The sequence below is a fragment of the Nonomuraea sp. NPDC049646 genome (genome assembly GCF_044465525.1).
Taxonomy (GTDB): domain Bacteria; phylum Actinomycetota; class Actinomycetes; order Streptosporangiales; family Streptosporangiaceae; genus Nonomuraea.
In genome coordinates this window covers 40,281-56,696 of sequence record NZ_JBITLU010000010.1, presented here as the reverse complement: position 1 = coordinate 56,696, position 16,416 = coordinate 40,281, and the positions used below count along the sequence as shown (strand labels likewise).

The window sequence follows — 16,416 nt, the reverse complement described above, 5'->3', positions numbered from 1 at the left end:
CGGAGACGTTGCAGCACCCTACCCCAACCACTCCGGGACCGGCCCTGAACACGCTCTCTTGGTAACGCCGATCGTTATGCGGACCCCGTTGACAGGGCGGCGTGACGGCCGCGAATCTGGCGAGAGAGCGCTCTCTCACCTGCCCCCAAGCTCCCCCCAGGAGGGTTTCCATGACCCCTCGTGTCCGGCGGCTCGCCCTGCCCGTGCTCACCGCGTCCCTGCTCGCGCTGGCGACCGCCTGCGGTGGCGGCGGCGGCCCCACCACCGAGGCGAGCGCCAAGCCCGGCGAGAAGATCAAGCTGTCCATCGGGCTCTTCGGCGACTTCGGCTTCAAGCCGCTCTACGAGGAATACAAGAAGACCCACCCGAACATCGAGATCACCGAAGCTGTCACCCAGTTCAACGACCACCACAACAACCTGGTCAAGCGCCTGGCCACGAACGCCGGCGCGGGTGACGTCGAGGCCGTCGAGGTGGGCTACATCAGCACGTTCACCTCCCAGCCCGGCAAGTTCGTCGACCTCAAGCAGTACGGGCTGGACAAGCGCCAGGGCGACTACCTCGACTGGAAGTGGCAGCAGGGCCTGAGCAAGGACGGGCAGCAGCTCCTCGGCCTCGGCACCGACGTCGGCGGCCTGGCCATGTGCTACCGCAAGGACCTGTTCAAGAAGGCCGGGCTGCCGAGCGACCGGGCCGCGGTGAGCGCTCTCTGGCCGACCTGGGAGCAGTACATCGAGACCGGCAAGAAGTTCGGCGCCGCGGACGTCGCCGGCGCCAAGTTCGTCGACTCCCCCGGCGAGATCTTCCGCGCCATGGTCAACCAGGCCCCGGTCGGCCTGTACGACGCCCAGGACAAGATCATCGTGGACAGCAACCCCGACGTGAAGAAGGCGTGGGACCTGTCCAACCAGCTCACCCAGGAGGGCCTGACCGCCAAGCTGGCCGCCTTCACCCCGCCGTGGAACACCGGCTTCGCCAAGGGCTCGTTCGCCACGATCATCTGCCCGGCCTGGATGACCGGGTTCATCCAGGAGCAGGCCAAGGACGCCTCCGGCAAGTGGGACATCGCGACCGTGCCGGGCGGTTCGGGCAACAGCGGCGGCTCGCATCTCATGGTGCCCAAGCAGAGCAAGCACCCCAAGGAGGCGGCCGAGCTGATCGACTTCCTGACCTCCAAGGAGAACCAGGCCAAGGTGTTCAAGGAGGAGGGCACGTTCCCGTCGATCCCGTCGCTGTACGACGACCCCTCGATCCAGAACTTCACCAAGCCGTTCTTCGGCGACGCCCCCATCGGCAAGATCTACTCCGACGCCGCCAAGGCGCTCAAGCCGCAGCACCTAGGCCCCAAGGAGGCCGACGTCCGGGTGGCGATCGGCAACGGGCTCGGCCGGGTCGAGCAGGGCAAGCAGACGCCCGACGAGGCGTGGGCACAGGTTCTCCAGGACGTCCAGAAGATCAAATGAGTACGCTCCCGCTGTCGGCGCCGGCCCAGCACCGGCGGCGTAGCGTGCGGCACACCCTCGACGTGAGGGTGTCGCCGTACGCCTACGTCGCCCCCTTCTTCCTGCTCTTCTGCGCCTTCGGGCTGTTCCCGCTGGTCTACACGGCCTGGGTGAGCCTGCACGACTGGACCCTGCTGTCGGAGGAGCACACGTTCGTCGGCGCCAAGAACTTCCAGACGCTGCTGGCCGACGGCTACTTCTGGAACGCCACCTTCAACACGCTGTCCATCGGCGTGCTGTCCACCGTGCCGCAGCTCCTGCTGGCCGTCTGGCTGGCCCACCTGCTGAACCGGCGGCTGCGCTTCCAGACGTTGCTGCGCATCTCGATGCTGCTGCCCAACGTCACCAGCGTGGTGGCCGTGGTGGTGATCTTCAGCCAGCTCTTCGGCCGCGACTTCGGGCTGATCAACTGGGTGCTGTCGTGGGTCGGCATCGGGAAGATCGACTGGGCGGCCGGCACCGCGACCTCGCACATCGCCCTCTCCGTGATGATCATGTGGCGCTGGACCGGCTACAACGCGCTCATCTTCCTGGCCGCCATGCAGGCCGTACCGCGCGAGCTGTACGAGGCCGCCACCCTCGACGGCGCGAGCAGCTTCACCCAGCTGCGCCGGATCACCATCCCGATGATCCGGCCCACGATCATCTTCGTCGTCATCGTCTCCACGATCGGCGCGATGCAGATCATCGCCGAGCCCCTGCTGTTCGGCCAGAGCAGCGGCGCGGGCGGCGGCGCGGCCAGCGGCGGCCCGGATCGCCAGTACCAGACGCTCGCGCTGTTCGTCTACGAGCAGGGCTTCACCAAGTTCGACTTCGGGTACGCCTCGGCGGCGTCATGGCTGATGTTCCTGGTCGTGGTGGTCGCCGCCGGGATCAACTTCCTGATCAGCCGGCGGGTGAAGGGCGGCACGACATGAGACTGCGCTACCTGACCCTCGTCGCGGTCGCCTTCTTCTCCGCCTTCCCGCTCTACTACAGCGTCGTGGTTGCCTCGCGGCACAACTCGGCGCTGGCCGAGGTCCCGCCGCCGCTGCTGCCCGGCGGGAACTTCTTCGCCAACGTCGCCCGCGTGTTCGACACCGTGCCCTTCGGGCTGGCGCTGCTGAACTCGGTCATCGTGGCGGGCTCGATCGCGGTCGCGGTGATGTTCTTCTCGACGCTGGCCGGGTTCGCCTTCGCCAAGCTGAGGTTCCGGGGCAGGAACGCCATGCTGGTGATCACCGTGGCCACCATGATGGTCCCGGCCCAGCTCGGCATCATCCCGCTCTACCTGCTCATGGTGAAACTGGAGTGGACCGGCACGGACTACGCGCTGATCGTGCCGGCGCTGGTCAACGCGTTCGGGGTGTTCTTCATGACCCAGTACCTGACCCGGGCGCTGCCGGACGAGCTGCTGGAGGCCGGGCGGGTGGACGGGTGCACGACGTGGGGCCTGTTCTGGCACGTCGTGCTGCCCGCCGCGCGGCCGGCGGCGGCCGTGCTCGGCATGCTGACGTTCATGTCGGCGTGGAACGACTACTTCTGGCCGCTGGTCGTGCTGAACCCGGACAACCCGACCGTCCAGGTGGCTCTGTCCACGCTGGCCAGCGGTTACGTCAACGACTACGTGCTGGGGCTGGCGGGCACGGCGGTCGGCGTCCTGCCGCTCGTGGCGGTCTTCGCCCTGTTCGGCAGGCAAATCATCGGTGGAATCATGCAAGGAGCTGTTAAGGGATGAAGTTTCCCGCGGAATTCGTCTGGGGAGCGGCCACGGCCTCCTACCAGATCGAGGGGGCGGTCAAGGAGGACGGGCGCGGCCGGTCGATCTGGGACACCTTCTCCCACACCCCCGGGAAGGTCGCCGGCGGCGACACCGGTGACGTGGCCTGCGACCACTACCACCGCTACCAGGACGACGTCGCGCTGATGCGCGAGCTGCGGCTGCGGGCCTACCGGTTCTCGGTGGCCTGGCCGCGCGTGCAGCCGGAGGGTGCGGGGCCGATCAACCCGCGCGGCCTCGCCTTCTACGACAAGCTCGTAGATGAACTACTAGCCGCCGAAATTTCGCCCTATGTCACGCTTTATCACTGGGACCTTCCCCAAGCACTCGAAGACCACGGCGGCTGGACGAACCGCGACACGGCCTACCGTTTCGCCGACTACGCCCAGGCCGTGCACGACCGGCTCGGCGACCGGGTGACCCACTGGGCGACGCTCAACGAGCCCTGGGTGTCGGCCTTCCTCGGCTACGGCAACGGCGTGCACGCGCCCGGCCGCCGCGACCCCGGCCAGGCCATGCGCGCGGCTCACCACCTGCTGCTCGGCCACGGCCTGGCGGCGCGCCGGCTGCGGGCGGCGGGGGCGCGCAGCATCATGCTCGTGGTCAACTCCGCGCCGGTGCTCACCCCGGCCCAGGTCAACGACCCCGCGGCGGTCGCCGGCGAGGCGGACGCGGCCGCCGCCGAACGCGTCCACGCCCTGCTGACCAGGCAGTTCCTCGACCCGGCGATCCACGGCAGGTACCCGGAGGAGGTCCTCGCGGCGGCGGCGCGCAACGGCGGGACGGCGCACGTCCACGACGGCGACCTGGAGCTGATCAACGCGCCGATCGACCTGGTCGGCGTCAACTACTACAACCCGTGCGTGGTCGAGTCGGGCCCGGGGCTGCCCGCCGACGCCGCCTGGCCGGGCTCCGACGGCGTGCGCTTCACCACGGCCGACGCCCCGGTCACCGCGATGGGCTGGCCGATCGTGCCCGACGGCCTGTCCCGGCTGCTCGTCCGGCTCTCGAAGGACTATCCGCAGGTCGGGCTCATGGTCACCGAGAACGGCGCGGCCTTCGACGACCTGGTCGAGGACGGCCGGGTGCACGACGACGAGCGCGTGGCGTACCTGGACGGGCACCTGCGCGAGCTGCACCGGGCCGTCGAGGCGGGCGCCGACCTGCGCGGTTACCTGGTGTGGTCGCTGCTGGACAACTTCGAGTGGGCCGAGGGCTACCGGCGCAGGTTCGGCATCGTGCACGTGGACTACGCGACGCAGACCCGGGTGCCCAAGGACAGCGCCCTGTGGTACCGCGACGTGATCAGCAGGAACGGCCTGTAGATTTTTTCCGTGCTCTCCCTCTTGGTGCAGTCATGAGACGCCCGACGCTGGAGGCGGTCGCCGCCCGCGCGGGCGTCTCCCGCGCGACCGCCTCCAGGGTCGTCAACAACCAGACGACCGTCGCGCCGCACATCCGCGACGCCGTGCAGCGCGCCATCGACGAGCTGGGCTACATTCCCAACTCGGCGGCGCGCAGCCTGGTCACCCAGCGCACCGACTCGATCGCCCTGGTCGTCAGCGAGCCGGGCACCCGGGTCTTCTCCGAGGACCCGATGTTCTCCACGGCGATCAGGTCGGCCAGCTACGAGCTGGAGGCGGTCAACAAGCAGGTCGTGCTGATGCTGGCGTCCTCGCCCAAGAGCCACGCCCGGGTGGAGCGGTACATCTCGGGCGGTCACGTCGACGGCGTCATGCTGATCTCCATGCACGGCGCCGACCCGCTGCCGGCCGCGCTGTCGCGCCTGCGGGTGCCGGTGGTCTCCTACGGGCGGCCGGCCGTGCCGGTCGACATCCCGTTCGTCGACAACGACAACGTGGGCGGGGCCGAGGCGGGCGTGCGGCACCTGGTCGAGTCCGGGCGGCGCAGGATCGCCACCATCGCCGGCCCGCAGGACATGATCGCCGGCCAGGACCGCCTGACCGGCTACCGCAACGTGCTGCGCGACTCCGACCGCCGCTCGATCGTGGCCGTGGGCGACTTCACCCGGGAGTCGGGCGCGATCGCGATGCGCCAGCTCCTCGGCGACGACCCCGCGCTCGACGCCGTGTTCGTGGGCAACGACCTGATGGCGGTCGGCGCGCTGCAGGCGCTGCGCCAGGCCGGCCGGCGGGTGCCCGACGACGTCGCGGTGGTGGGGTTCGACGACATCGAGGCGGCCAAGTACACCGAGCCGCCGCTGACCACGCTGCGCCATCCGATCGCCGAGCAGGCGGCGGCCATGGTCGGGCTGCTGCTCGGCCTGTTCGAGGGCGGCTCGCGGGAGCCGGTGATCCTGCCGACCGAGCTGGTGGTCCGTGAGTCGGCCTGAGCCCGCCGCGGCCGCCCGGGTGATCTCCGCCGGCGAGGCCGTGGCCGCCGCCGTCGCGGTGGCCGAGGAGCACGGCGTCACGGTGCGCGAGCCCGTCGTGCTGAAGGACTCCTACAACCTGCGCATCCACCTGCGGCCCGCGCCGGTCGTGGCGCGGGTGCCCACGGTCACCGCCCTGGCCCGGCTGCGGCCCGAGGAGGCGATGCGCCGGGAGCTGGCGGTGGTGTCGTTCCTGCACGAGCGGGGTGCGCCGGTCGTGCCGCCGAGCGACCTGCTGCCCGCGCGGGTGCACGAGCGCGGCGGGGCGCTGGTGTCGTACTGGCGGCACGTCGAGCACGACGGGTCGCGGCCGGTGACGCCCGAGGTGTTCGGGCGGGCGCTGCGCGAGCTGCACGAGGCGCTGCGCGGCTATCCCGGCGAGCTGCCGCGCCTCGGGCCGGTCCTCGACGAGCCCGCGCACCTGCTCCGGGTGCTCTCGGCCGACCTGGAGCCGGCGGTGTCGGCCCGGCTCGCGCAGGCCCGCGCCGGTCTGGCGGCCCGGCTGCCGGTGGGAGGGCAGGCCGTGCACGGCGACGCCCATCCGGGCAACCTGCTGGTCACGCCCGCCGGCCTGCTGTGGAACGACTTCGAGGAGACCACGTACGGGCCCGTGGGCTGGGACCTGGCCTGCCTGCTGGGCACCGTGCGGCTCGACGGCCGCGCGGCCGTGCGCGCCTACGGGGCCGATCCCGGCGACCCTGACCTGGCGGTGTTCGCCGAGGCACGGGCGCTGCAGGCCGTCCTGTGGACGCTGGTCAGGGCGCGGCGCTTCCCCGAGGAGCGGGCCGCCGCCCGTGCTGTCCTCGACGGCTGGCTGCGCGACCCCACCGGCCGCGCCCGCTGACCGCCCGTTCCCAGGCCCGTTCCCATGCCTGTTCTCAGGCCCGTTCCCAGGCCCGTTCTCAGACCGGCACGACGCCCTGCGCCGGGCCGAGGAAGTAGCCGCCGGTGGCGTCGAGCACGTGGCCGGTGATCCACCGCGCCTCCGGCCGGGCCAGCAGCGCCACGGCCTCGGCGATGTCCTCGGGACGGCCGATGCGGCCGAGCGCGGTGACCTCGGTGACGCGCCGCTCGGCGACGCCGTCGTGGTCCTCGCGCAGCCAGGCGTTCATGTCGGTCTCGGTGACGCCCGGGGAGACGGTGTTCACGGTGATGCCGCGCGGGCCGAGCAGCGGGGCCAGGGTGAAGCCGAGCGTGTCCAGCGCGCCCTTGGTCATCGAGTAGACGACGTCGGGCAGCGCGATGCGCACGACCGCCGAGGACACGTTGATGATCCGGCCGCCGTCGTTCAGCAGCGGCAGCGCCCGTTCGATGACGAAGTACGGCGCCCGCACGTTCACCGCGAACACCCGGTCGAACTGCTCGGGCGTGACCGAGTTCAGCACTCCGCCCAGGATGGCGGCGTTGTTCACCACGATGTCCAGCCGGTCGTCGCGCAGGCCGTCGAACAGGGCGTCCACGCCGTCCTCGAAGGCGGCCTTGACCGCGTACGCCTGCCCGCCGGCGTGCTCGATCTCGGCGACCGTCTCCTTGGCCAGGTCGTCGTTGGTGGCGTAATGGACGATCACGCGGGCGCCGCCGGCGGCCAGGCGGCGCGCCACGGCCCGTCCGATGCCGCGCGAGGCCCCCGTGACCAGCGCGGTCTTGCCTGCGAACTCACTCATTGCGTGCTCCTTCATCGGTGGAGCTCCATCGTGCGGCGGGGACGTCTCGGGCGTCCAAGACCGGCTGTTATAGCTTCTTGCTATGGATGCCCATATCCGGGATCTGCGGTATTTCGTGGCGGTCGCGGAGGAGTTGAGCTTCACGCGGGCGGCCACCGAGCGGCTGTTCATCTCCCAGCCCTCGCTGAGCAGGCAGATCAGGCAGCTTGAGCTGTCCATGCGGGCCAGGCTGTTCGACCGCGACCGGCGGACCGTCGCGCTGACCGCCGCCGGGGCCGCGCTGCTGCCGCTGGCCCGGCAGATCATCGAGCAGTGGGAGGGCGCGCGGCGCGCGGTGGACGCGGCGCGCGAGGAGCGCACGCTGACCGTGGGGTTCCAGACGCGGATCGGGCGGGGGCTGGTGCCGTCCATCGTGGAGGCGCTGCCGGGATGGGAGCTGCGCTTCCGCCAGATCACCTGGGGCGACCCGACCGTGGGGCTGGGCGACGGGCAGGTGGACGTCGCGGTCGCCTGGCTGCCCGTCCCCGGCGACGGCGCCTACGACTGGACGGTGGTGAGCACCGAGGAGCGCTGGGTGGCGCTGCCCGCCGAACACCGGCTGGCCGGGCGGGCGGAGGTCGAGCTGGCCGAGCTGGCCGGCGAGCCGTTCGTCGCGCTGCCGCGCACGGCGGGGCCGATGCGGGACTTCTGGCTGGCCGCCGACCGGCGCACCGGCCCGGCGCTGGTCGGGGCGGAGGCGGAGACGGCGGAGGAGGCGTTCGAGGTGGTGGCGTCCGGGCGGGCCGTCGCGCTGGTCTCGGCCGGGAACGCCGAGCTCTACCGGCGCGACGACGTGGTGGCGCGGCCGGTGACCGGGCTGCCGCCGAGCAGGCTGGCCATCGTCTGGCGGCGCGGCGACCGCAGGCCGTCGGTGCGCGCGCTGGTGCGGGAGTTCGTCCGCTGCCTGTGCGCGTGACGCGGGGGCGATCGAGGTCAGGCCGGGTCAGGACGGGATGGTGGCGCGGGCCTCCTCGACGTGGGCGGCGACGCGGTCGGCGCCGCACGACTCGGCCAGGGCGCGGGCCTCGTCGAGCCGCCCGGACCGGTGGGCCGCCCGGACCGGTGGGCCGCGATCCCCTGGTGCCTGAGCACCTCGGCGAGCGTGGCCAGGTCGCCCGTCTCCGCAGCCAGTTCCCCGGCGCGCCGGAAGAGGGGCAGCGCGCGGTCGAGATCGCCTTCGACGACCTGGTGATAACAGCCCTCCCGGAACGCCGACTCCCCCTCCCCGCGCCGGTCGCCGACGGCCTTGAACAGCGCGCCGGCCCGTTCGAACAGCGTCAGCTCGCGCGGGTCCGCCGCTCCCCCGTGCACGAAGCGCACGTGCAGGACCCGGCCTCTGGCCAGGCACAACGCGGCAACATTCGCCCGAACGTACGGGACGTTGACGCCGTGACCAAGGACGGTCGCGGCGGCTCCGGTCAGCCGCGAGCCCGCGCCGTCGAGGCCCTGACCACCAGCTCCGGCTCGAACAGCAGCTCGTCGGCGGGCACCACGGCCTTGTCGATCTGGGCCACCAGCAGGTCGACGGCGGCCCGGCCCATCGCGTCGATCGGCTGGCGGACCGTGGTCAGCGGCGGCTCGGTGCAGTTCATCAGCGCCGAGTCGTCGAAGCCGATGACCGAGACGTCGCCCGGCACGTCGAGACCGGCCCGCCTGGCCGCCCTGACCGTGCCGAGCGCGAGCAGGTCGCTGGCGCAGATGACGCCGGTCACGCCCTGCTTGACCAGCCTGGACGCGGCCGCGTGCCCGCCTTCCAGGGAGAACATCGTGTGCTCGACGAGCCGCGGGTCGCCGCCCCGGGCCTGGAACGTCTCCAGCTTGCGCCGGGAGGGCATGTGGTCCTTCGGGCCGAGCACCATGCCGACGCGTTCGTGGCCGAGCGCGCGCAGGTGGGACAGGGCCATCTCGGCGGCCACCACGTCGTCGCAGGAGACCTGCGGGAAGTCCAGCCGCTCGACGGCCGCGTTGACCAGGACGGTCGGCAGCTTGCGCTCGTGCAGCAGCTCGTAGTGGTCGTGCGAGGCGTCGGCCTGGGCGTAGAGGCCGCCGGCGAAGACCACGCCGCTGACCTGCTGCTGGAGCAGCAGATCGACGTAGTCGGCCTCGGAGACGCCGCCGACCGTGCGGGTGCAGAGCACCGAGGTGAACCCCTGCTGGGCCAGCGCGCCGCCGACGACCTCGGCGAAGGCGGGGAAAATCGGGTTCTGCAGCTCGGGCAGCACCAGGCCGACCAGCCGGGCCCGGTCGCCGCGCAACTGGGTGGGACGTTCGTAGCCGAGCACGTCGAGCGCGGTCAGCACGGCCTCGCGGGTGGCGTCGGAGACCCCCGGCTTGCCGTTGAGCACGCGGCTGACCGTCGCCTCGCTCACCCCGACCTTCTTCGCCACCTCTGCGAGTCGTCGCGTCATGCGCAAACTATACGGCCTGCCGCGCAAGCGCTTGCGATCACTTACGTAGCCGCGGCCGGCCCTTCCCACTCCCGCCCAGGACGGCCTTCCCGACGATTTCGACGCATCCGCCGGAGGAAATGCGGGGTTCCGCACGACAATCGCCAGTCAAATGTTTGCGCAATCACGTCAAGCCGTTGCGAAATTCTGCGTCACAGCTCCGCCCTCGACGGCAAACCCTGCCAGTCGCTCACGCTCGTCATCGCCGCCGCGCTCAGCAGCGCGCCCCGGTGCAGCCGTTCCTGCGGCGTGAGGCCGTCGAGCGCGGCGCTGATGTACCCGGCCGCGAACGCCTCGCCCGCGCCCGCCATGTCCACGACGGGCACCTGCGGGACGGCCACGTCGTAACGCATGCGGTCGGCGCGCACGCTGGCGCCCTTGACGCCCCGGTCAACCACGACCTCGCGCTCGGGGGTGAGGGCGGGCTTGACCAGGTCCAGCTCGTCTTGAGCGAGGAAGAGCAGGTGGGACTGGCAGGCCAGCTCGCCGAGCACCTCCTCGGCCTCCCGGACCGAGGGCCACAGCTCGGGCACGTAGTGGACGGAGAACGAGATCATCACCCCGGCCGTCCGCGCCGCGCTCATGGCGGCGTGCACGGCGTCGAGCGCGTCCCTGCTCAGGGCCGCCGTGACGCCGCTCACGTGCAGCATCTTGGCGGCGCCCACCCGGTCCATCGGCACGTTGCCGGGCGACAGCCGGGACCCGGCCGAGCGGGTGCGGTACTGGGCGGTCACCGGCTCGCGGCCGACGCGCACCTCCCTGAGCACCATCCCGGTACGCGCCCCTTCGACCACCCGCACGTCCTCGACGTCCACGCCCTCGCCCTTGAGCACGGTCAGCGCCCTGGCGCCCAGCTCGTCGTCCCCCACGCGGGCGGCGTACGCGCACCGGTGGCCCAGCCTGGACAGGGCGATCACCAAGGTGAACTCGGGGCCGCAGACGTCCAGCCTGGCCTCGTTCTCGTGCCGCACCTGGCCGCTGGAGACCACCCCGAGCGGCTCTCCCAGCGCGTAGACGTCGGTCATGAGCCAGACTGTAGTTGGTCACGACTACGCCGAATGATTTTTTCGCATAAGTCCTGGTTAGGACCGTGATCAAATATTTTCTGTATCTTTAGCGAACCTTTTCCCCAACTCGTGCCTCAAAGTAGTAGAGGAAGCCGGCGCGCCCCGGCGCCGGCTTCGAGTCGATACGGGGAGAGGAATCAGCACCCTCATGAGAAAGATCGCAGTAGGAATCATCACCGCCTTCGTCGGCGGGGCCATGTTGGTTTCCGGCGCGGGCGCCGCCTCCGCCACCGCGACCAAGCACGCCACCGAACTCAAGATCCGTGACATCACCCCCAACCCGGTCGTGGTGAAGGCCGGCAGCGAGACCACCGCGTACTTCGACATCGGGGCCAGCTCCGACGTCCAGAAGGTCACGCTGAGCGTGTCGCCGGAGGGCGACGTCCGCACCTTCCGTGCCAAGGACGTCAAGGACCTCGAGGGCTGGCGCTTCGCCGTCCCGTTCAACGAGGGCGACTTCGCCGGCAAGTGGAAGGCCACCGCCGTGGCCTTCGACAAGGACAACAAGCAGGTCGCCACCGACTCCGCGTTCTTCAACGTCGAGATCCAGAAGGGCAAGGCCGACACCCGCATCACGCGCTTCACGGCCGACCCCTACAAGGTCCGCCAGGGCCGCTCGATCTACTTCTCCGGTCGCCTTCAGGTCGATGACGAAGGCTGGGAGGGTCTGCGCGGCGAGAAGGTGAGCGTCTACTACCGCGCCAACGGCTCCAGCGGCTGGAAGTGGGTCGCCTCGGCCAAGACCTCCTGGGGCGGCAAGTTCGCCACCAAGACCCGCGCCTGGAAGAGCGGCACGTTCAAGGCCGTCTTCGAGGGTGACGACGAGCTCAACAGCTCCGAGAGCCGTCGCGACTACGTCAAGGTCTACCGCTCCTGGCACCACCACTGATTGATCGCCGAGGCCCGGTTCCCCTGGTGGGAGCCGGGCCTCCGGCATTTCCGGATTCTTTTCACCGGAGAGGTTTATCGATCAGCCGATCGCCGCATGGACTGTCCCATTTGCAAGGGAGGCGGCCCGCCGCCTCGCGGACCCAGCGCCGATCCGACAGGAGCCCCCATATGCCCCACCCCCTGATCGCCCTCGTCCTGAGCCTGACGAGCACGCTGGGGGCGGCCCCTTCCGTCCGTTACGAGCCCGCCGGCACGGCCCGCGAGCAGCACGCCAGGAAGCTCCTGAAGGACAGCGGCGTGCTGCGCACCCGGCTCGGCGGCGTCCAGGTCGTCGCCCGCGGCTGCGACGCGCCCCGCGCCACCTGGGACGGCGACCGGCGGCGGATCACGATCTGCTACTCGCTGGTCGCCAAGATCGACCGTACGCTCACCGGCATCTCCGAGACGGAGGAGGCCGACCGGCGCACCACCGCCGCCCGCGTGGACGGCGCCCTGGCCGCCCTCTACCACCACCAGCTCGGCCACGCCCTGGCCGCGCTCAACGGCCTGCCCGCCGGCGAGCCGCAGGCCGACCGGTTCGCCGCGCTGACGCTCGCCGCACGCGACGGCGGCCACGCGGTGGCCGCCGCCGAGGCCCGCCACCTGCTGGCCGCCCACACCCACGCCGACCATCTGTCGGGGACGGCCGCCTCCGCCACGTTCGCCTGCCTGCTGTACGGCGCCGACCCCGTCAGGTACGCCCGCATCGCCAAGGGCGGCTGGGTGCCGGCCGAGCGCGTCCCGTCGTGCCGCGCCGAGTACGAGCGGGCCAGGGCGGAACTGGGGTCACTGGCAGTGAAAGTCGGGGCCTGAGGGGTACGTCCGGATGTATGGCTGAGGAGCTGCTCAGAGACTTCGACCCGTTCGACATCTTCGACACCGAGGCGGCCCGGCTCGACCGGTTCTTCGACGGGCTCGACGAGGCGGGCTGGGCGCGTCCGTCCCGCTGCGCCGGGTGGTCGGTGCGCGACGTGCTGGCCCATCTGGCGGGTGAGGAGGCGTACAACCACGCCTGTCTCGACGGCACCGTGCAGGAGCTGCTGACCCGGGTGGCCGCCGAGGGGGTGACCGGGTTCAACGACTTCAACGAGTGGTCCGTACGGCAGCGCCGCGACGTGCCCGTCGAGGAGGTGCTCCAGGAGTGGCGCACCAAGAACGGCGAGACGCGCGAGCGGATGCGCGCCCTCGGCCCCGACGCGCTGATCGACACGACGGCGGGCCCGTACCCGGTGGGGCTGCAGACCTTCCACTACGACTCCGAGTACGCCACCCACGCCGACGACGTCGGCGCGCCGGTGACGGAGGAGGAGATCGACGACCGGACGTTGTGGCGGGTCGCCGTCGGCCGGTTCGTGCTGGCCGAGCAGGAGTCGAGGGCGCAGGTGGAGCAGACGGCCGAGCAGATCTGGGTGAGCGTCGACCAGGGCAGCGCGTCGCTGTCGTACCCGGAGTTCGTGGAGGCCACCGTGGGACGGCTGCCGACCGACGGGCTCGACCCGCGGGTCGCCGCCGCGCTGCGGTGCCTGGCCTGAGGGGAGAGCGGGATGTGGCTGCGCAACCGCGCGGGCACCGAGCCGGTGACGGCGCGCAGCCCGCTGCGCGCCAGGCGGGTGCTGTCGTGGATCGCCCTGGTCGTCGCCGCGGCCGCGGCGGTCTTCTTCGTGACCCGCGCGATGGCCACGGGTCAGCAGGTGTGGGTCTGGGAGGCCGCCCTGGCCGCCGCGGTGGCGGTGGTGGCCGCCGTGGACCTGGCGGTGCTCAGACGCCGGCGCGCCGGTCCGCCCGGTGGCGGGCACGATCGGCCAGGTGGCGGGCACGGCGGGTAAGGTGGCGGGCACGCTCGGTCAGGTGGTGAGGACGGCCAGCAGGAGCAGCAGGATCACCGCGGCGGCCACCCCGAAGATGATCCAGACATGGGTCAGCGCCCACACCCGTAGCCGGTCGCCGTAGGCCTGCGGGTAGTCGATGCCGTCGGACTCGATCCTGTTGATCGCCGCCACGCGCCGGGCCAGCTCGGGATCGTCCCGTTCGAGGCCCTGCTCGATCTCAGCGAGGATGCGGCGTTCCCTTCCAGAGAGACCCATCGCGATCACCATTGCTCCCACGCCGGTGAAAGCCTTGTACCCACCGGTAGCCCCAGCATGCCCGCCCGGCGCCTCCTTGGCGTGACATGCCGAGACCCCCGGCCGTTCCGGCCGGAAGGCGCGGAACGGACGGGGGCGGGTCAAGCCTTGGCTGTCATTTCTTGCCGTAGCGCTGGTTGAAGCGCTCGACGCGGCCCTCGGTGTCGAGGACGCGGCTGCGGCCGGTGTAGAACGGGTGGCTGGCCGACGACACGTCGACGTCCACGACCGGGTAGGTCCTGCCGTCCTCCCACTCGACGGTCCTGCCGCTCGTCAGGGTCGAGCGGGTGAGGAGGGCGAAGCCGGCGCTCGGGTCGCGGAAGACGACCGGACGGTACGAGGGGTGCAGGTTCTTCTTCATGCCCCTCTCAACCGGATGGCAATGGTTTTCATTCCCTCGCTTCGGGATCCATCCCGAGGACCGTCCGGCCGCCGTCCACGGGGATCGTCGCCCCGTTGACGAACGAGGCGTCCGGCGAGAGCAGGTGCGCCACGACCGCGGCCACCTCGGCGGGGAAGGCCACCCGGCCCAGGGGGTGCACTCTGGCCATCTCGCGCTCGACGTCCACCACCTCGTCCGCGGTCCTGGAGGCCAGGAAGTCCTCGTAGCGTTCGGTGGCCACCGAGCCGGGCGCGACGGCGTTGACCCTGATGCCGTACCGGCCGTACTCGACGGCCAGCGACCTGGTCAGGCCCTCGGTCGCGGCCTTCGCGGTGGCGTAGGGCAGGCTGCCGGGCACCGCCCGCGTGGCCTGGTGGGAGGTGACGTTGACGATCGCGCCCGGCGTGCCCGCCGCGAGGAAGCGGCGGACGGCGACCGCGCAGCCCACCAGCGCCAGGTCCAGGTTGGCCGCGATCAGCCGCCTGACCTCCGCGATCGGGGCGTCGTGCACGGAGGCGTCGCGGAAGATCGCCGCGTTGTTGACCCAGCCCGCCAGCGTGCCGGCTTCCTCGGCCCGGTCGGCGGCCCAGGCGACCAGCTCCTCGTCGGCCGCGTCGCCCACCACGGGGACGACGCGGGGGCCGGTCCAGGACAGCGAGCCGCCGTCGCGGTCGATGACGACGACGGTGTCCTTCTCCCCCAGGAGCCGCTGGACCACGGCCTTCCCGATGCCACGCCCGCCGCCGGTCACCACGTAGGAAAGACTCATGCGTCCGACGCTACTCGGTCCCGGAGTGACCCTTGTCACCGTATTTCCGGCTGGTGAACGGGAACGAACCAATGCGTGATCGCCATACCCGGTCCGAGGTCGCCGGCCCGCGTGGTCGGGGCGCTCGCGATCACGCAGACGGCCGGCTACGGCGTGCTGTACTACGCGTTCTCGGTGTTCATCCCGCCGATGGCCCGCGACCTGCGCACCGGGGTCGCCCAGCTCACCGGCGCGATCACGGTGTCGGTGCTGGTGTCCGCGCTGGTGGCGCCCTTCGTCGGGCGCTGGCTCGACCGGCACGGCGGGCGCGCGCTGATGACGGCCGGGTCGCTGCTGGGCGGGCTCGCGGTGCTCGCCTGGTCGCAGGTGCGCACCGTGACGCAGCTCTACCTGGTGTGCGCGGCGCTCGGCGTCGCCTCGGCCATGGTGCTCTACGAGGCCGCCTTCGCGGTGATCGTCGCCGGTTTCGACCCGGCCCGGCGGGCGCGCGCGCTGCTCGCCGTGACGGTGGTGGCCGGGTTCGCCTCCAGCATCTTCCTGCCGCTGACGGGCTTCCTCGTGGACCGGCACGGCTGGCGGCAGGCGCTGGTCGTCCTGGCCGCCGGGTACGCGCTGACGGCCGTGCCGCTGCACGCGCTGGCCGTGCGGGGGCGGGGGACGTCCGCGCCGCCGGCCCGGCGCCGCGCGATCGTCGGCTCCGCGCTGCGCGAACGGCCGTTCTGGCTGCTGGTGGCCGCCTTTCTGGCCCAGACGGGCGCGGTGGCGGTCATGGGGGTGCTGCTGGTGACGTACCTGATCGCGCTCGGGCATCCGCCGCTGTTCGCGGCGAGCGTGGCCGGGCTGCTCGGCGTGCTGTCGGTGACCGGGCGGCTGGTCACGACGGGGCTCCAGAGCAGGTGGCCGGTGGCGCTGGTCACAGCGGCGATGTTCGCCGTCCAGGGGGTGGCCGCGCTGCTGCTGCCGCTGGCGGGCGACAGCGCGGCGGGGGCGGTCGCCGGGGTGGTGCTGTTCGGGCTGGGGTTCGGGGTGGCCACGATCGCCCGTCCCGCCCTGCTGGCCGACAGGTACGGGACGGCCGCGTACGCGACGCTGAGCGGCGCGCTCGCCCTGCCCGTCACGGTGGCCAAGGCCGTGGCCCCGCTGCTGTCGGCGGCGGTGGCGCAGGTCGCCGGATACCCCGCGGTGATGGCCTCGGTGGCGGCGGCCTGCGTGCTCGGAGCGCTCTCGCTGGTGGCCTACGATCGGTACGGGCGGGCGCCGGAGCGACAGGCCGCGTTGCCCGCCGAGCCGACCTGAGACCCGCGGTCCGCCGTCGGCGGAACTGACGGAACGTCGGCCGACG

General features: G+C 71.7%; 19 protein-coding genes. 12 read left to right on the top strand and 7 right to left on the bottom strand.

Annotated elements, in window-relative coordinates:
- The first annotated feature begins 170 nt into the window (after positions 1-170).
- The 6 genes from ACIBQ8_RS28750 to ACIBQ8_RS28725 are packed head-to-tail and all read left to right on the top strand — an operon-like array spanning position 171 to position 6,497.
- On the top strand, positions 171-1,463 hold the full coding sequence (locus tag ACIBQ8_RS28750; RefSeq protein ID WP_397193424.1) for an extracellular solute-binding protein: 1,293 nt from the start codon (positions 171-173) through the stop codon (positions 1,461-1,463).
- Positions 1,460-2,419 (top strand): carbohydrate ABC transporter permease, encoded by a 960-nt coding sequence (locus ACIBQ8_RS28745; protein ID WP_397193423.1) that lies wholly within the window; start codon positions 1,460-1,462, stop codon positions 2,417-2,419. The genes ACIBQ8_RS28750 and ACIBQ8_RS28745 overlap by 4 nt, the downstream gene beginning before the upstream one ends.
- Positions 2,416-3,219, top strand: a complete 804-nt coding sequence (locus tag ACIBQ8_RS28740) for a carbohydrate ABC transporter permease (RefSeq protein WP_397169790.1) — start codon at positions 2,416-2,418, stop codon at positions 3,217-3,219. Before ACIBQ8_RS28745 ends, ACIBQ8_RS28740 begins: the two co-directional genes overlap by 4 nt.
- Positions 3,216-4,586 (top strand): GH1 family beta-glucosidase, encoded by a 1,371-nt coding sequence (locus tag ACIBQ8_RS28735; RefSeq protein ID WP_397193422.1) that lies wholly within the window; start codon positions 3,216-3,218, stop codon positions 4,584-4,586. Before ACIBQ8_RS28740 ends, ACIBQ8_RS28735 begins: the two co-directional genes overlap by 4 nt.
- 32 nt (positions 4,587-4,618) lie before the next feature.
- A complete protein-coding gene (locus tag ACIBQ8_RS28730) occupies positions 4,619-5,614 on the top strand; it encodes a LacI family DNA-binding transcriptional regulator (RefSeq protein WP_397169794.1) in 996 nt (331 codons plus the stop codon).
- The gene (locus ACIBQ8_RS28725) at positions 5,601-6,497 is read left to right on the top strand and encodes an aminoglycoside phosphotransferase family protein (RefSeq protein WP_397193421.1); all 897 of its coding nucleotides are present in this window, start codon (positions 5,601-5,603) and stop codon (positions 6,495-6,497) included. The genes ACIBQ8_RS28730 and ACIBQ8_RS28725 overlap by 14 nt, the downstream gene beginning before the upstream one ends.
- 58 nt (positions 6,498-6,555) lie before the next feature.
- Here the strand turns inward: ACIBQ8_RS28725 and ACIBQ8_RS28720 are convergent, their stop codons facing one another.
- Positions 6,556-7,317 (bottom strand): SDR family oxidoreductase, encoded by a 762-nt coding sequence (locus tag ACIBQ8_RS28720; protein ID WP_397169797.1) that lies wholly within the window; start codon positions 7,315-7,317, stop codon positions 6,556-6,558.
- A gap of 82 nt (positions 7,318-7,399) precedes the next feature.
- Between ACIBQ8_RS28720 and ACIBQ8_RS28715 the strand changes: the two genes are divergently transcribed.
- A complete protein-coding gene (locus tag ACIBQ8_RS28715; protein WP_397193420.1) occupies positions 7,400-8,272 on the top strand; it encodes a LysR family transcriptional regulator in 873 nt (290 codons plus the stop codon).
- A 17-nt stretch (positions 8,273-8,289) separates the two neighbouring features.
- Here ACIBQ8_RS28715 and ACIBQ8_RS28710 read toward each other — a convergent pair whose 3' ends face one another.
- The 3 genes from ACIBQ8_RS28710 to ACIBQ8_RS28700 form a co-directional block, all read right to left on the bottom strand.
- Positions 8,290-8,706: a hypothetical protein gene (locus ACIBQ8_RS28710; RefSeq protein WP_397193419.1), complete on the bottom strand. Its 417-nt coding sequence runs from the start codon at positions 8,704-8,706 to the stop codon at positions 8,290-8,292.
- A 68-nt stretch (positions 8,707-8,774) separates the two neighbouring features.
- Complete coding sequence (locus tag ACIBQ8_RS28705; protein ID WP_352320092.1) at positions 8,775-9,764, bottom strand: LacI family DNA-binding transcriptional regulator; 990 nt, start codon at positions 9,762-9,764, stop codon at positions 8,775-8,777.
- Positions 9,765-9,955: 191 nt separating this feature from the next.
- Complete coding sequence (locus ACIBQ8_RS28700; RefSeq protein WP_397193418.1) at positions 9,956-10,828, bottom strand: PfkB family carbohydrate kinase; 873 nt, start codon at positions 10,826-10,828, stop codon at positions 9,956-9,958.
- Between the two features lie 190 nt (positions 10,829-11,018).
- On the opposite strand from ACIBQ8_RS28700, the gene ACIBQ8_RS28695 reads away from it, so the two are divergent.
- The 4 genes from ACIBQ8_RS28695 (at position 11,019) to ACIBQ8_RS28680 (ending at position 13,626) form a co-directional block, all read left to right on the top strand.
- Entirely contained in the window at positions 11,019-11,759 is a 741-nt protein-coding gene (locus ACIBQ8_RS28695) for a hypothetical protein (protein ID WP_397169803.1), read from the top strand.
- Between the two features lie 170 nt (positions 11,760-11,929).
- The gene (locus tag ACIBQ8_RS28690) at positions 11,930-12,613 is read left to right on the top strand and encodes a DUF4344 domain-containing metallopeptidase (protein WP_397169805.1); all 684 of its coding nucleotides are present in this window, start codon (positions 11,930-11,932) and stop codon (positions 12,611-12,613) included.
- Between the two features lie 17 nt (positions 12,614-12,630).
- Positions 12,631-13,332 (top strand): maleylpyruvate isomerase family mycothiol-dependent enzyme, encoded by a 702-nt coding sequence (locus ACIBQ8_RS28685; RefSeq protein ID WP_397169807.1) that lies wholly within the window; start codon positions 12,631-12,633, stop codon positions 13,330-13,332.
- Positions 13,333-13,344: 12 nt separating this feature from the next.
- A complete protein-coding gene (locus tag ACIBQ8_RS28680) occupies positions 13,345-13,626 on the top strand; it encodes a DUF6343 family protein (RefSeq protein WP_397193417.1) in 282 nt (93 codons plus the stop codon).
- 18 nt (positions 13,627-13,644) lie between these two features.
- On the opposite strand, the gene ACIBQ8_RS28675 is transcribed toward ACIBQ8_RS28680, so the two are convergent.
- From ACIBQ8_RS28675 to ACIBQ8_RS28665, 3 genes are all read right to left on the bottom strand, one after another.
- Positions 13,645-13,884: a DUF3040 domain-containing protein gene (locus ACIBQ8_RS28675; protein ID WP_357970963.1), complete on the bottom strand. Its 240-nt coding sequence runs from the start codon at positions 13,882-13,884 to the stop codon at positions 13,645-13,647.
- A gap of 154 nt (positions 13,885-14,038) precedes the next feature.
- Positions 14,039-14,284: a type B 50S ribosomal protein L31 gene (locus ACIBQ8_RS28670; protein ID WP_358283284.1), complete on the bottom strand. Its 246-nt coding sequence runs from the start codon at positions 14,282-14,284 to the stop codon at positions 14,039-14,041.
- Positions 14,285-14,312: 28 nt separating this feature from the next.
- Positions 14,313-15,074 carry an SDR family NAD(P)-dependent oxidoreductase gene (locus ACIBQ8_RS28665; RefSeq protein WP_397169811.1) on the bottom strand — a complete coding sequence of 254 codons (762 nt, stop codon included), beginning with the start codon at positions 15,072-15,074 and terminating at the stop codon, positions 14,313-14,315.
- 75 nt (positions 15,075-15,149) lie between these two features.
- On the opposite strand from ACIBQ8_RS28665, the gene ACIBQ8_RS28660 reads away from it, so the two are divergent.
- Positions 15,150-16,370, top strand: coding sequence for an MFS transporter (locus ACIBQ8_RS28660; protein ID WP_397193416.1), 1,221 nt, complete (start codon positions 15,150-15,152; stop codon positions 16,368-16,370).
- Positions 16,371-16,416: the final 46 nt, after the last annotated feature.

What these genes read in the sequence shown, in the direction of transcription:
- ACIBQ8_RS28685 (WP_397169807.1), top strand. Translation starts at nt 12,631, where the DNA reads ATGGCTGAGGAGCTGCTCAGAGACTTCGACCCGTTCGACATCTTCGAC.
- ACIBQ8_RS28750 (WP_397193424.1), top strand. Translation starts at nt 171, where the DNA reads ATGACCCCTCGTGTCCGGCGGCTCGCCCTGCCCGTGCTCACCGCGTCC.
- ACIBQ8_RS28745 (WP_397193423.1), top strand. Translation starts at nt 1,460, where the DNA reads ATGAGTACGCTCCCGCTGTCGGCGCCGGCCCAGCACCGGCGGCGTAGC.
- ACIBQ8_RS28690 (WP_397169805.1), top strand. Translation starts at nt 11,930, where the DNA reads ATGCCCCACCCCCTGATCGCCCTCGTCCTGAGCCTGACGAGCACGCTG.
- ACIBQ8_RS28720 (WP_397169797.1), bottom strand. Translation starts at nt 7,317, where the DNA reads ATGAGTGAGTTCGCAGGCAAGACCGCGCTGGTCACGGGGGCCTCGCGC.
- ACIBQ8_RS28695 (WP_397169803.1), top strand. Translation starts at nt 11,019, where the DNA reads ATGAGAAAGATCGCAGTAGGAATCATCACCGCCTTCGTCGGCGGGGCC.
- ACIBQ8_RS28705 (WP_352320092.1), bottom strand. Translation starts at nt 9,764, where the DNA reads ATGACGCGACGACTCGCAGAGGTGGCGAAGAAGGTCGGGGTGAGCGAG.
- ACIBQ8_RS28675 (WP_357970963.1), bottom strand. Translation starts at nt 13,884, where the DNA reads ATGGGTCTCTCTGGAAGGGAACGCCGCATCCTCGCTGAGATCGAGCAG.
- ACIBQ8_RS28740 (WP_397169790.1), top strand. Translation starts at nt 2,416, where the DNA reads ATGAGACTGCGCTACCTGACCCTCGTCGCGGTCGCCTTCTTCTCCGCC.
- ACIBQ8_RS28670 (WP_358283284.1), bottom strand. Translation starts at nt 14,284, where the DNA reads ATGAAGAAGAACCTGCACCCCTCGTACCGTCCGGTCGTCTTCCGCGAC.
- ACIBQ8_RS28665 (WP_397169811.1), bottom strand. Translation starts at nt 15,074, where the DNA reads ATGAGTCTTTCCTACGTGGTGACCGGCGGCGGGCGTGGCATCGGGAAG.
- ACIBQ8_RS28715 (WP_397193420.1), top strand. Translation starts at nt 7,400, where the DNA reads ATGGATGCCCATATCCGGGATCTGCGGTATTTCGTGGCGGTCGCGGAG.
- ACIBQ8_RS28735 (WP_397193422.1), top strand. Translation starts at nt 3,216, where the DNA reads ATGAAGTTTCCCGCGGAATTCGTCTGGGGAGCGGCCACGGCCTCCTAC.
- ACIBQ8_RS28700 (WP_397193418.1), bottom strand. Translation starts at nt 10,828, where the DNA reads ATGACCGACGTCTACGCGCTGGGAGAGCCGCTCGGGGTGGTCTCCAGC.
- ACIBQ8_RS28730 (WP_397169794.1), top strand. Translation starts at nt 4,619, where the DNA reads ATGAGACGCCCGACGCTGGAGGCGGTCGCCGCCCGCGCGGGCGTCTCC.
- ACIBQ8_RS28680 (WP_397193417.1), top strand. Translation starts at nt 13,345, where the DNA reads ATGTGGCTGCGCAACCGCGCGGGCACCGAGCCGGTGACGGCGCGCAGC.